This is a genomic window from Micromonospora sp. WMMD812 (assembly GCF_027497215.1).
Taxonomy (GTDB): domain Bacteria; phylum Actinomycetota; class Actinomycetes; order Mycobacteriales; family Micromonosporaceae; genus Micromonospora.
The window spans coordinates 6,517,696-6,530,598 of sequence record NZ_CP114904.1 but is presented as its reverse complement, the minus strand read 5'-3'; the positions used below and the strand labels follow the sequence as shown (position 1 = coordinate 6,530,598).

The following is a 12,903-nucleotide window of genomic DNA, read 5'->3' as shown; positions in this document are numbered from 1 at the left end:
AGAGTCTGGGACGTGTAGTCTCGCGCGGTGGATCCCCTGCACAAAGACCTGTTTGACCGGTTGGAACGCTTCTACGACGCGGTGCCCCGGGACGGGGCTGGGGCGGAGGAGTACGGCGGCCTGGTGCTGTTTGTCCGGGACGGCGCCGGTTTCCCGTTCTACGCCCGGCCCCGGCGGGACGCGACCGAGCCGCCCTCGCTGGCCGACGTCAACGCGGCCCGGGAGCGCCAGCGGGAGCTGGGGCTGCCCGAGGCCTTCGAGTGGGTGCACGAGACGACCCCCGCGCTGCTGCCGGTCGCCCGCTCGGCCGGCCTCTCGGTGCTGGAGGCGCCGCTGATGGTGCTCGACCCGGCGGCGCTGCCCGACCCGGCGACGCTCAGCGACGTACCGGTGCGGGTGCTCGACCCGGAGTCGCCGGACTTCGCCGCCGAGGTGGCCGCCCGGCGGGCCGTCGCGGCCGTGGCGTTCGCCGCGGCCGGCACCGCCCGGGGCGACGCGGGTCCGGCCGAACGGGACGCCGCGATCATGGAACTGGACGTCGCCGCGCTGGACGAGGAGCGGGTGCGGATCGCCGACGGCCGGCGGATCTCCGTGCTGGCGGCCACGCCGGCGGACGGGGCGCTGGCCAGCGGGATGGCGATGCGGGTCGGCGACGTGGCCGAGATCGCCGGGGTGGCCGCGCTGCCCGCCGCCCGTCGCCGGGGGCTGGGCGCGGCGGTCACCGCGACGCTGGCCCAGGAGCTGCGCGCCGCCGGGACCGAGCTGATCTTCCTGTCCGCCGGCAGCGAGGAGATCGCCCGCGTCTACCTGCGGGTCGGCTTCCGCCGGATCGGCACCGCCTGCATCGCCGAACCCGCCGCCGTCATCGCCTGACCTCGTGCCCGGCCCGAGCCTCGCCGATCAGGCGGTGCCCGGGCCGAGGGGCGCCCTTCGCCCCCACCGCAAGCGCAGGATCGACGCTCAGGCCGGGGGACGCCACTGGGCGGCCGAGGTCGCCGCGGTGTTCAGCAGGCGTGGGGTCAGCGTGCCGAGCGCCGCGTCACGGGCGCGCAGCGCCAGCCGGCCACGGGTCTGCAGCACGGCCGACATCCGGCGGGTCTGCCGCACGACGGTGGCCGCGCGGGGACGACGCACCCGGTCGTACGCCTGCACGGCGTCGGGCAGGCGGGATTCGCGCAGCAGCGCGGCGAGGGTGGCCGCGTCCTCGAAGGCGAGGCAGGCGCCCTGGCCGAGGTGCGGCGGCATGGCGTGCGCCGCGTCGCCGAGCAGCACCACCCCGCCCGGGCCGGCCGGGAAGCCGTACGCGCGGGGCAGCGGCCGCAGCTCACGAACCTCCTGCTGGACCAGGTCGGCCGGGTCGGTGGCGTCGAGCAGCTCGCCGATCGGGCTCGGCCAGCCGGCGTACCAGCGGCGGAGCAGGGCGAGCTGGGTCTCCGGGGGCTCGGGGCGGGGCGCGCCGGCCGCCGTGGCCACCCAGTAGATGCCGCCCCGGCTGGAACCGCCCGACGACCCGCGCTCGCCCAGCGACGCCGAGACGAAGCGGTAGCCGGCGCCGAGCACCTCGCCGCCGACCGGCCGGTCGGCGGGCAGCCGCGGTGCCCGGTACCAGGGGATCACCGCCCGCCAGGCGGCGCAGCCGGAGCTGACCACGGCGGATTCCGGGGCGAGTCGCCGCCGGATCTCGCTGTCGGTGCCGTCCGCGGCGACGAGCAGGTCGGCCTCGATCATGTGCCGGCCGTCGCCGACCGCGGGTCGCTCACCCGGGTCGGCGCGCACGGTGCGGACCGTCACGCCGGTCCGCAGCTCGACCCGGTCGCCGAGACCGGCGATCAGCGCGTCGTGCAGGTCCTCCCGATGCACCACCACCGGCATCCGGTCGGCCGGGGTGGGGCGGGGCTGCACCAGCCAGTGCCCGTCGGGGCGGCGGACCCCGCCGTCGGGCAGCGGGGTGGCGATCGCCTCCAGGCCCGCCCCCAGGCCGAGCGCGCGCAACGCGCGCACCCCATTGGGCCAGAGCACCACCGCGGTCGGGTCGGGGCGGACCCGGTCGGCCCGTTCGAGGAGGGTGACCTGCCAGCCGGAGCGGGCCAGCGCGCCGGCGACCGACAGGCCGCCGATCCCGGCGCCGACCACCACCGCGCTACGCATGGTGCCGCTCCCCCGTCAGCTGTCGCGGTCGGCCGGGCCCGAGCCGGTCGCGCCGGCCCGGTCGTCCCGCGCCGGTCCGTCGCCGGCGGCCGGCCGGTCGTCGTCGCCCTCGGACGCCCGCTCCGGGTCACCGTCGGTGCGGCCGGCGGGGATCGACGTCTCCGCGCCCCGCTCGGCCTCGGTCGACTCGGATGCCTCGGCAGCCGGGTCGGCGGGGACCACACCCGTCTCCCGGTACGCCCGGAACTGCTCCTCGTCGACCACCCGGTAGCCCTCGGGGGCGGCCGCACGCGAACCGGCCTCGCGGGCGGAGAGGTCGACCTGGGACACGTCGGACTCGGCCGGCGCGGCGGGCGTCGCCACCGCGCCGAGCGGGACCAGGTACTCCCGCGGGCCACGGACCCGTACGAAGTAGATCAGCGCGCCGAGGAAGACCAGGCCGGCGGTCCACACGTTGAGCCGGACGCCGAGGATGGTGTTCGCCTCGTCGGTGCGCATCAGCTCGATCCAGAACCGGCCGGCGGTGTAGCCCATGACGTAGAGCGCGAACGCCCGGCCGCGCCCCAGCCGCAGCTTGCGGTCGAGCACGAAGACCAGTGCCGCGACGCCGACGTTCCAGAGCGCCTCGTAGGCGAAGGTCGGGTGGTAGAGACCGGGTTCGAGGATGGGTTGGCCGGCGTCGTCGCGCAGCGCGTGACCCGGATTGTCCGGGTCCATCCGGTGGATCTCCAGGCCCCAGGGCAGGGTGGTCCGGCCACCGAAGAGTTCGTTGTTGAACCAGTTGCCCAGCCGGCCGATCGCCTGGGCGAGCGGAAGGCCCGGGGCCAGCGCGTCGGCCACCACCGCGAACGGGATGCCCAACTGCCGTGCGGCGAGCCAGGCGCCGACCGCGCCGCCGGCGACCGCACCCCAGATGCCGAGACCACCCTCCCAGATGGCGAACGCCTTCATGGGGTCGCCGCCGGTCCCGAAGTACTTCTCCGGCGAGGTGATCACGTGGTAGATCCGGGCGCCGATGATGCCGGCCGGCACGGCCCAGACCGCGATGTCCAGCACCGCGCCGGGCGCGACGCCACGCTGGCGCAACCGGTACTCGGTGACCAGGCAGGCCACCACGATGCCGACGATGATGCACAGCGCGTAGGCCCGGATCGGCAGCGGTCCGAGCTGCCAGACGGCGGTGCTGGGGCTGGGCAGGGCCGCCTGGGGGGACAGCGAGGCGAAGGTCACGGATGCACACGCTACCGCTGCGGAGCCGTTCGGTGGCACCCCGGTCCACCGGTCGGGCCGTCACGGTGACTTCTGGTTTGCACCGCCGTAGGCTCTTTGTCCATGAGCACGCTCACCTGGGCGGTCGCCGCGGTCGTCACCGACGAGGCCGGCCGGGTGCTGCTCTGCCGGCACGGCCCGGGCGAGCGGCGCTACGCGCTGCCCGGCGGGCGGCTGCGCCGTCCGGAGAGTCCGGTCGACGCGGCGCTGCGCGACATCCGCGCCGAGACCGGGTACGAGATCGAGGTGGTCGACCTGGTGGGGCTCTACCACCTGGCCGACGGGATGCCCTGCGCGGCGCCGTCGCCGCCCGGTCGCGCCGCCCCACTGCCGGACGTCCTGGTGCACGTGTTCCGGGCGAAGGCCCACGGCGACCGTCCGGTCGCCGATCCGCCCGGCGACTGCCGGCTCTCCTGGCACGACCCGTCCGACCTGCCGGCGGCGGTCACCCCGACCACCCGTGCGGCCATCGTCGACGCCACCGCCGGCCGCTCCGGCGTGCTCCGCGACTGCCCCACGGCGCCCCCCTCGGCCGCCCCGAGCCAGCGCGCCCAGAACACCCCCGCCCGCCCCTGAGCCCGCCGCCACCCGCGATCATGCAGTTGGCGCCCCGGCAAAAGCCACATCCACCGCATTCCACGGGCGGAAAGTGCAAGATCGGTGGGAAGGACGGGGCGGGTCAGCGCTGGGGGTGCCGGACGCCCTCGGCCAGTTCGGCGCTCAGGGCGCGCAGGGCGGTCAGGCCGGCGGCCTCGTCCGGCGCGTCGAGCAGGCACCGGATCAGGGCGCTGCCCACGATCACACCGTCGGCGTACCCGCCGACCGCGCCGGCCTGCGCCCCGGTGCCGACGCCCAGCCCGACACCCACCGGTAGGTCGGTGACCTCCCGGACGCGGGAGACCAGGATCGGCGCCGCCGTGGAGGTCTGCGCGCGGGCGCCGGTGACCCCCATGATCGCGGTGGCGTAGACGAAGCCCCGGCAGTGCCCGACGGTCATCGCCAGCCGGGCGTCGGTGGAGGACGGCGCGACCAGGAAGGTCCGGTCCAGCCCGTACGCGTCCGAGGCGGCGAGCCACTCGTCGGCCTCGTCGGGGATGAGGTCCGGGGTGATCAGGCCGGTGCCGCCGGCGGAGTCGAGGTCCCGGGCGAACGCGTCGACGCCGTACCGCTCGATCGGGTTCCAGTAGGTCATGATGACCACCGGCGCGCCGGTGGCCGCGACCGCCTCGACGATGCGCAGCGTGTCCGCGGTCCGGACGCCGCCCGCGAGCGCGATGTCGCTGGCCTTCTGGATCACCGGGCCGTCCATCACGGGGTCGGAGTACGGGATCTCCACCTCGATCACGTCGACCCCGGCCTCGACCATCGCGGTCATCGCCGCGATGCTGCCCTCGACGCTCGGGAAGCCGGCCGGCATGCAGCCGACCAGTAGCGCCCGCCCGTCCGCGCGGGCCTTGTCGAACGCGACCCCGATCCGGCTCGTGCCGGCAGCTCCGTCCGGTCGACCCGCGACGCTCATCGCACTCACTCCCTGTCGAGGATGCCGAAGTAGTTGCCGGCGGTGTGGACGTCCTTGTCGCCGCGGCCGGACAGGTTGACCACGATCGTCGGCTCCCGGCCCAGCTCGGCGGCGAGCTTCGGGGCGATCGCGACGGTGCCGGCCAGCGCGTGGGCGCTCTCGATGGCCGGGATGATGCCCTCGGTGCGGCAGAGCAACTCGAAGGCGGCCATCGCCTCGTCGTCCGTGACCGGCAGGTACGTCGCCCGGCCGGCGTCGTGCAGCCAGGCGTGCTCCGGCCCGACCCCCGGGTAGTCCAGACCGGCGGAGATCGAGTGCGACTCCATCGTCTGGCCGTCGGCGTCCTGGAGCACGTACGTCCGGGTGCCGTGCAGCACGCCGGTGGAGCCGCCGGTGATGCTGGACGCGTGCCGGCCGGTCGTCACCCCGTCGCCGCCCGCCTCGAAGCCGTACAGCCGCGGGCCCGGGTCATCGACGAAGGCGTGGAAGATGCCGAGCGCGTTCGAGCCGCCGCCGACGCAGGCGGTCACCGCGTCGGGCAGCGCGCCGGTCAGGTCGAGGCACTGCTGGCGGGCCTCGTCACCGATGCCGCGGACGAAGTCGCGGACCATGGCCGGGAACGGGTGCGGCCCCGCGGCGGTGCCGATCAGGTAGTGGGTGTCGTCGACGTTGGCGACCCAGTCCCGCATCGCCTCGTTCATGGCGTCCTTGAGCGTCCGGGAGCCGGTGGTCACCGGGACGACGGTGGCGCCGAGCATCCGCATCCGCGCCACGTTCAGCGCCTGCCGCTCGGTGTCGACCTCGCCCATGTAGACCACGCACTCGAGGTCGAACAGCGCGGCGGCGGTCGCGGCGGCCACCCCGTGCTGCCCGGCGCCGGTCTCCGCGATCACCCGCGTCTTGCCCATCCGCCTGGTGAGCAGCGCCTGGCCCAGCACGTTGCGCACCTTGTGCGCACCGGTGTGGTTGAGGTCCTCCCGCTTGAGCAGCACCCGGGCGCCGACCTTGGCGGAGAACCGCCGGGCGGCGTACAGCATCGACGGGGTGCCGGCGTAGTCGCGCAGCAGGGCGCCGAACTCCGCCTGGAACGCCTCGTCACCCATCGCCGTACGCCACGCCCCGTCGAGCTCGTCCAGGGCGGCGACCAGCGCCTCCGGGACGAATCGCCCGCCGAACCGGCCGTAGTGGCCGGCGGCGTCGGGGAACGGACCGGCCGGGGCGGCCAGGGCGTCGGCGCTCATCGGGATCCTCTCGCTACGGGTGGTGCCGGCGCGGGATCAGCGCACCGGACGTGGTGTGGCCGGATGGTTTCCGGCGTTGACCAGCTCGGCCACCGCCTCGCGGGGGCTCTTCTGGGTGACCAGGCCCTCACCGACCAGGACCGCGTCGGCGCCCGCCGAGGCGTACCGGATGAGGTCGTGCGGGCCGCGCACGCCGGACTCGGCGATCTTCACGACGCTGCTGGGCAGGCCGGGCGCGATCCGCTCGAACACCGAGCGGTCGACCTCCAGGGTACGCAAGTCGCGTGCGTTGACCCCGATGACCTGGGCGCCGGCCTCCAGCGCCCGGTCGGCCTCCTCCTCGTCGTGCACCTCGACCAGCGCGGTCATGCCGAGGGACTCGATGCGCTCCAGCAGACCCATCAGCACGTTCTGCTCCAGCGCGGCGACGATCAGCAGCACCAGGTCGGCGCCGTGGGCACGGGCCTCGTGCACCTGATAGCTGGAGACCACGAAGTCCTTGCGCAGGACCGGGATCTGCACGGCGGCGCGGACCGCGGCCAGGTCGTCCAGCGAGCCGCCGAACCAGCGCCCCTCGGTCAGCACGCTGATCGCCCGGGCCCCGCCGGCGGCGTAGTCGCCGGCCAGGTCGGCCGGGTCGGCGATCTCCGCCAGCTGGCCCTTCGACGGCGACGAGCGCTTCACCTCGGCGATCACCGCGACGCCGGGCTTCCGCAGGGCCGCGTACGCGTCCAGCGGCGGCGGGGCGGCGGCGGCCAACTCCCGGATCCGCTCCAGCGGAACCTGCTCCTGGCGCCGGGCCACGTCCTCGCGCACGCCGGCCAGGATCTCGTCGAGCACGCTTACGGACGCCGCCGGACCGGCCTCGTCCCCCTCCGCGTGCGCATGCTCAGCAGTCACCAACGGACTCCCCTCTCCGGGTGTCATGGGCCGATGCTAGGGGGCGCCAGCTGGCGCCAGGTGGTGGGGGTATGGCGCTCCTCACCAATGGGCCTGGGGCATAATGGCCGACCTGCCGTGAAGAGGGTGTCACTCAGCGCCACCTCCGCCATCGACCGGCGCCACTGAGGGCGACCCGGGCCGCGCATCGACATCGACCCATCGATCATGCCACCGCCGCGGCCCCCCGCGCCCAGCCGTCGACATCCGTCGATGCTGTGACGAAGCTCAAGGACGAACGGCTTCGTACCTGGTACCGGCCCTGCACGGACAGTTGACGTGTCGGTCACCACGGCGAAACGTGAGCCGGCCAGTCTGTCCCTCGGGCAGACTCGATGGGGCGTCTGCCTGACCGTCCCCAACCATCCTGCAACGGGGTGACCATGAGCACTGCCGACCCGACCCCGGCCGTCGGACTGACCACCATCTCGCGGACCGTCGCCTCCCTCGCCGTCGGCGTGGTACACACGCTGGAACGCGCGGTGGTCGGCGAGGGGCGGATGCGGACCGCGCGGGGCAACGCATGGGAGGCGGTCTGCGCCGACCGGGCCCGCGCCGACCGGCGCGCCGAGCTGGACCGGCTGGTCGCCGAACTCGCCGCCGCCCGGGCCGCCGCCCGCCGGCAGCGCGAGGAGCAGCCGGTCAGCTGACCGTCGGGTCCTCGCCCCGGTCCAGCGCGTCCCACGCCTCGGTGGTGCGCCGCCCGGCCACCGGTCCGGGCGCGGCACCGCCGGCCACGTCCCCGCCGGTCGCTGCCCCGCCACCCGCGGCTCCGCCACCGACGGCCCCGGCCGCCGGCGCGACCCGGGCCGGCCGCTCGTAGCGGGCGCCCATCCCCGGCCAGCCCCGCCCGCGCAGCGCGGTCAGCAGCCCGCCCCCGGCGGCCACCAGCCCGCCGACGAGGCAGAGGGCCGGCCACTGCCGGCTCACCGCCCCGGCGAAGTCGGCCATCAGGCCGTACAGGCCCCCGGCGGCCACCGCCACCCCGAGGAGCGCGAGCAGGCCACCCACCAGCTGACGCAGCCACCCCCGGGTGGCGAGCACCGCGCCCGCGCCGGCCAGCCCGACCACGGCCAGCGCGGGCAACCACGGCAGCAGGCCGCCCCCGGTGTGGTCCGCCCGTTCCGGCGCCAGCGGCGTCGGGCGCACAGTCAGCTCGACCGACCAGGTGCGGGTCGCCGCCCAGAACGCGAGGCCCGCGCCGGCCAGGGAGAGCAGCACGGCGTACGTCAGCTCACGCCGACCCGTGCCGGCCCGCGCGCTCACCGGGCTTGCCTTTCGTCCGCGACCGCGGGGCTCCGCTGCGCTGCACTCCTCGCGCTCACCGGGCCCGCCTTTCGTCCGCGACCGCGGGGCTCCGCTGCGCTGCACTCCTCGTGCTCACCGGGCCGCCCTCAGCGTCTCCGCCGCGGCGATGGCCGCCAGCACCGCGGCGGCCTTGTTCCGGGTCTCCTGACCCTCGGCGGCCGGGTCGGAGTCGGCCACCACGCCGGCGCCGGCCTGCACGTACGCCCGGCCCTCGCGCATCAGCGCTGTGCGGATGGCGATGGCCATGTCCAGGTCGCCACCGAAGCCGAAGTAACCGACGGTGCCGCCGTAGACGCCGCGCCGGACCGGCTCCAGCTCCTCGATGATCTCCATGGCCCGCACCTTCGGCGCGCCGGAGAGGGTGCCGGCCGGGAAGGTCGCGGCCAGCGCGTCGAACGCGGTGCGGTCCTCACGCAGCGTGCCGACCACCGTGGAGACGATGTGCATGACGTGGCTGTACCGCTCGATGGTGGCGAACTCGGGCACCTCGACCGTGCCCGGCCGGCAGACCCGGCCGAGGTCGTTGCGGCCCAGGTCGACCAGCATGACGTGCTCGGCCCGCTCCTTCGGGTCGCCGAGCAGCTCGGCGGCGAGCCGGGCGTCGGCGGCCGGGGTGCCGCCGCGCGGCCGGGTGCCGGCGATCGGGTGCAGCAGCGCCCGCCGCTGCCCGTCGGCGTCGGTGGTCACCTTGAGGTGCGCCTCCGGCGAGGAGCCGACGATGTCGTAGCCGTCGAAGCGCAGCAGGTACATGTACGGGCTCGGGTTGGTGGTGCGCAGCACCCGGTACACGTCCAGCGGGTCGGCGTGGGTGGCCCGCTCGAACCGCTGGGACAACACGATCTGGAAGCACTCGCCGGCCCGGATCGCCTCCTTGGCCGCCTCCACCGCCTTGGGGTAGCCGCCGTCCGGCGTCCGGCTGACCACGTCGCCGGCCGGCGGCCGGTCGACCGTCGAGATCATCGGCGGGATCGGCCGGGACAACGCGCTCGTCATCGCGTCCAGCCGGCCTACCGCGTGGTGGTACGCCGCCGCGACCCGCGCGTCCCGGTCCGGCTCGTCCAGCGGCGGCAGGACGGCGTTGGCGACCAGGATCGCCGAGCCGTCGTAGTGGTCGAGCACCACCAGGTCGGTGGCGAGCATCATGCCCAGCTCGGGCACGCCCAGGTCGTCCTCGGTCAGCTCCGGCAGCCGCTCGAAGCGGCGGACCAGGTCGTAGCCGAGGTAGCCGACCATGCCGCCGGTCAGCGGCGGCGTGCCGCCGGCCGGATCACCCGCCGGCCCGGCGAGCGCCGCCACGGTCTCCCGCAGCACCTGGACCGGGTCGCCTCCGGTGGGCAGCCCGGCCGGCGGCTGGCCGAGCCAGGCGACCGCGCCGTCCCGCTCGACCAGGGTCGCGCTACTGCGTACGCCGATGAACGAGTATCGGGACCAGGCCATGCCGGCGGAGCCGACGCCCTGCTCGGCGGACTCCAGCAGGAAGGTGCCCGGGCCGCCGGCCAGCTTGCGGTAGACCCCGACCGGGGTCTCCGCGTCGGCGAGCAGCCGCCGGGTCACCGGCACCACCCGCCAGCGGGCGGCGAGCCCGCTGAAGGTCGCCTCGTCGGGGCTCACCACGCCGTCGGTCATGACCGCCTCTCCTCCGCCGCACGCCCGGTGTCGACGCCCGCGCTCACGGCGCGTCCGCCCCGGTGACCGGCAGCTCCTCGAAGAAGCATGTCCGGTGCCCGGTGTGGCAGGCCGCCCCGACCTGGTCCACGCTCACCAGCACCGCGTCGCCGTCGCAGTCCAGCGCGACCGAGCGGACGTGCTGGTGGTGGCCCGAGGTGGCGCCCTTGACCCAGTACTCGCGGCGGCTGCGCGACCAGTAGGTGGCCCGGCCCGTGGTGAGGGTCCGGTGCAGCGCCTCGTCGTCCATCCAGGCGACCATCAGCACCTCGCCGGAGTCGTGCTGGCGGACCACGGCGGCGACCAGGCCGTCGGCGGTGCGGCGCAGCCGGGCGGCGACGGCCGGGTCGAGCCGGGACGGGCGGGCGGGACCGCCGGGCGCCGGCGGCTCGCTCGGGTCGGTGGGAACGCCGGTCACCGGCGCGTCAGGTACGGGCACAGTCACCCATTCTCCCGCACGCGGCGAGGGCACCGGCGACGCCTCCCGCCGGGACCGGGTGGCACGATCCGCCGGGCCGGCGAGCTGGGCGACGTAGCGGTCCAGCCGGCCGTCGAGCAGGGCGTCCGCGAGGTCCGACCCGGCCGACTCGGCGATCTGGCCCGCATACGGGCGGATCAGCGGCAGCGAGCCGGCGACCAGCCGGACCGCCGCCGCCCAGAGGTGGCCGGGGGCGCCGGGGCGCAGGCCGAGGCAGAGCAGCATGTCCTCCCGGTATCCCGCCGGGGCCACCGGGAGGTTCAGCGCGGCGGCGAACGCGGCCCGGCGGGAGGCCACCCGCACCGAGGGGTTGGCCAGCCGCAGCACCGACGGGCAGAGCCGGGCGAGGTCGGCGACGGCGAGCCGGACGCCGAGGTGGTCCCCGGCCGCCCGCGCCCCGGCGGCCTTACCGAGAGTGGCGATCAGCTCCTCGAGCTGCGGCTCCCCGGCCGGCTGGCACAGCACCGGCAGGTCGATCCGGCGTCGCCAGTGCGCGTCCGCCCAGAGCAGCCGGGCCGGCGCGAAGACCGGCAGGCCGAAGGCCCACTCGGCCGGCTCGCCGAGCCGGGCCACCCAGGACCGCACGTCCCGCGCCGCCACCGAGACGTGGGTCAGCCGGCCGGGGGTCTCCGCGAGGTACGCCCGTTGCGCGGCGTACGGGGCGCCACCGAGCAGGACGTCGAGGTCGACGTCGCTGTGCGCGGTGGCGGCCCGCCGGGCGTGGCTGCCGCGCAGCATGATGCCGACGACGGGTCGCTCGGCGAACTGCCGCAGCCGGGCGGCCCAGTCGTCGAGGAAACCGGCATCCGGTAACGGAGCGTGACCCACGGCGCCATCGTGCCGTACGCCCGATCGAGGCGCAATGTCCGATGCCGGACCTACTGTCCGGTCCGGCGGCTAGTGCCCGACGAATCGCATTGCTGCCTCGGGGTACCTTTCGCCGGCGGCGGCCCCGGGCGGCATCGCCGCGCTCAGCCGGGCGAGCTGCGCGGGGGCGAGCCGGACGTCGGCCGCCGCGACGTTCTCCGTCAACCAGCGCACCCGCTTGGTGCCGGGGATCGGCAGCACGTCCTCACCCTGCGCGAGCAGCCAGGCGAGCGCCGTCTGGGCCGCGGTGGCCCCGACCTCCGCGGCCACCGCGCGGACCTCGTCGACCAGCCTCAGGTTGGCCTCCAGGTTGCCCTCGGCGAAGCGTGGCGCGCCGGCCCGCCAGTCGTCGCCGGCGAGCTGGTCCCGGCTGGTGATCGCCCCGGTCAGCAGCCCCCGGCCGACGGGCGAGTACGCCACCAGGGCCACCCCCAGCTCCCGGCAGGTGGCCAGCATCTCGCTCTCGACGTCGCGGCTGAACAGCGAGTACTCCAGCTGCACCGCCGCGATCGGATGCACCGCGTACGCCGCCCGCAGCGTCGCCGGGCTGACCTCGGAGAGGCCGATCAGCCGGACCTTGCCGGCCGCGACCAGCTCGGCCATCGCCCCGACGGTCTCCTCGATGGGGGTGGCCGGGTCCCGCCGGTGCAGGTAGTACAGGTCGATCCTGTCGACACCGAGCCGCGCCAGCGAGGCGTCGCACGCCTCCCGGGCCCACGCGGCGCTGCTGTCCACGTACGCGCCGGGGGTGCCGGTGCCGCCGAAGCCCCCGCCGCCGGCGCGGTTGCCGAACTTGGTGGCCAGGAACACCTCGTCGCGGCGCGCCCGGACGACCGGGCCGAGCAGCCGCTCGTTGGCGCCGGCACCGTAGATGTCGGCGGTGTCCAGGTGGTTGACGCCGAGGTCCAGCGCGCGGTGCAGGGTCCGGACCGACTCGGCGTCGTCCCGGCCCGCGTAGGCGAAGCTCATGCCCATGCAGCCCAGGCCGATCGCGGAGACCTCCGGGCCGCCGGCGCCCATCCGACGGGGCGTCATCGGCCCTCCTCCTCCGCCCGGCGGTAAGCGTCGATCTTGTAGTCGAGCACCTTCAGGTCCTCCTCGAGCTCGGCCATCCGGCGCAGCACCCGGTCGCGGTGCGCCTCGAAGAGGGCTCGCCGGGCGCCGAGGGTGCGGTCGCCCAGCCGGGCCAGTTCGGCGTAGCGGCGCATGTCCCGGACCGGCATGCCGGTCCGGCGCAGCCGGGTGAGCAGGAAGAGCCAGTCGACGTCGCCGGGGGTGTAGCGGCGCCGCCCGGCGGAGTCCCGCCCGACCGGCGCGACCAGTCCCTCCTGCTCGTACCAACGCAGCGTGTAGGTGGTGAGGCCGACCCGCTCGGCCGCCTCGCCGACGGTGAGGGTGATCTCCCGGGTGCTGGTGTCCACGGCATCCAGGCTTCCAGTTCGAGTGCACACGAAGTCAACTGTTGCGCA

At 75.6% G+C, this 12,903-nt stretch carries 13 protein-coding genes and 1 pseudogene; 3 read left to right on the top strand and 11 right to left on the bottom strand.

Annotated features, from left to right (window positions below; genetic code table 11):
* The first annotated feature begins 36 nt into the window (after positions 1-36).
* Positions 37-873, top strand: a complete 837-nt coding sequence (locus O7603_RS30250; protein WP_281576876.1) for a GNAT family N-acetyltransferase — start codon at positions 37-39, stop codon at positions 871-873.
* A gap of 87 nt (positions 874-960) precedes the next feature.
* Here O7603_RS30250 and O7603_RS30245 read toward each other — a convergent pair whose 3' ends face one another.
* Entirely contained in the window at positions 961-2,148 is a 1,188-nt protein-coding gene (locus tag O7603_RS30245) for an NAD(P)/FAD-dependent oxidoreductase (RefSeq protein ID WP_281573117.1), read from the bottom strand.
* 15 nt (positions 2,149-2,163) lie between these two features.
* Entirely contained in the window at positions 2,164-3,378 is a 1,215-nt protein-coding gene (lgt, locus tag O7603_RS30240; protein ID WP_281573116.1) for a prolipoprotein diacylglyceryl transferase, read from the bottom strand.
* Positions 3,379-3,480: 102 nt separating this feature from the next.
* Here lgt and O7603_RS30235 point away from each other — a divergent pair, with 102 nt between their 5' ends.
* Positions 3,481-3,993, top strand: a complete 513-nt coding sequence (locus O7603_RS30235; RefSeq protein WP_281573115.1) for an NUDIX hydrolase — start codon at positions 3,481-3,483, stop codon at positions 3,991-3,993.
* 103 nt (positions 3,994-4,096) lie between these two features.
* Here the strand turns inward: O7603_RS30235 and trpA are convergent, their stop codons facing one another.
* From trpA to trpC, 3 genes are read right to left on the bottom strand one after another with little or no spacing between them, the layout of a single operon-like run.
* Positions 4,097-4,936: a tryptophan synthase subunit alpha gene (gene trpA / locus O7603_RS30230; RefSeq protein ID WP_281573114.1), complete on the bottom strand. Its 840-nt coding sequence runs from the start codon at positions 4,934-4,936 to the stop codon at positions 4,097-4,099.
* A gap of 5 nt (positions 4,937-4,941) precedes the next feature.
* On the bottom strand, positions 4,942-6,177 hold the full coding sequence (gene trpB / locus O7603_RS30225; protein ID WP_281573113.1) for a tryptophan synthase subunit beta: 1,236 nt from the start codon (positions 6,175-6,177) through the stop codon (positions 4,942-4,944).
* Between the two features lie 36 nt (positions 6,178-6,213).
* The gene (gene trpC / locus O7603_RS30220) at positions 6,214-7,017 is read right to left on the bottom strand and encodes an indole-3-glycerol phosphate synthase TrpC (protein ID WP_281576875.1); all 804 of its coding nucleotides are present in this window, start codon (positions 7,015-7,017) and stop codon (positions 6,214-6,216) included.
* Between the two features lie 482 nt (positions 7,018-7,499).
* On the opposite strand from trpC, the gene O7603_RS30215 reads away from it, so the two are divergent.
* Positions 7,500-7,766 (top strand): hypothetical protein, encoded by a 267-nt coding sequence (locus O7603_RS30215; protein WP_281576874.1) that lies wholly within the window; start codon positions 7,500-7,502, stop codon positions 7,764-7,766.
* On the opposite strand, the gene O7603_RS30210 is transcribed toward O7603_RS30215, so the two are convergent.
* The 6 genes and pseudogenes from O7603_RS30210 to O7603_RS30185 form a co-directional block, all read right to left on the bottom strand.
* Positions 7,759-8,382 (bottom strand): Trp biosynthesis-associated membrane protein, encoded by a 624-nt coding sequence (locus O7603_RS30210; RefSeq protein ID WP_281573112.1) that lies wholly within the window; start codon positions 8,380-8,382, stop codon positions 7,759-7,761. The two genes, O7603_RS30215 and O7603_RS30210, sit on opposite strands and share 8 nt — an antisense overlap.
* A gap of 114 nt (positions 8,383-8,496) precedes the next feature.
* Positions 8,497-10,050, bottom strand: a complete 1,554-nt coding sequence (locus O7603_RS30205) for an anthranilate synthase component I (protein WP_281573111.1) — start codon at positions 10,048-10,050, stop codon at positions 8,497-8,499.
* 43 nt (positions 10,051-10,093) lie between these two features.
* Positions 10,094-10,528 (bottom strand): phosphoribosyl-AMP cyclohydrolase, encoded by a 435-nt coding sequence (hisI, locus tag O7603_RS30200; RefSeq protein WP_281576873.1) that lies wholly within the window; start codon positions 10,526-10,528, stop codon positions 10,094-10,096.
* A gap of 180 nt (positions 10,529-10,708) precedes the next feature.
* Positions 10,709-11,305: pseudogene (locus O7603_RS30195) on the bottom strand (phosphoribosyl-AMP cyclohydrolase); the annotation flags it as partial.
* Between the two features lie 159 nt (positions 11,306-11,464).
* The gene (locus O7603_RS30190) at positions 11,465-12,469 is read right to left on the bottom strand and encodes an aldo/keto reductase (protein ID WP_281573110.1); all 1,005 of its coding nucleotides are present in this window, start codon (positions 12,467-12,469) and stop codon (positions 11,465-11,467) included.
* Entirely contained in the window at positions 12,466-12,855 is a 390-nt protein-coding gene (locus O7603_RS30185) for a MerR family transcriptional regulator (RefSeq protein WP_281573109.1), read from the bottom strand. Before O7603_RS30185 ends, O7603_RS30190 begins: the two co-directional genes overlap by 4 nt.
* Between the last annotated feature and the right edge of the window lie 48 nt (positions 12,856-12,903).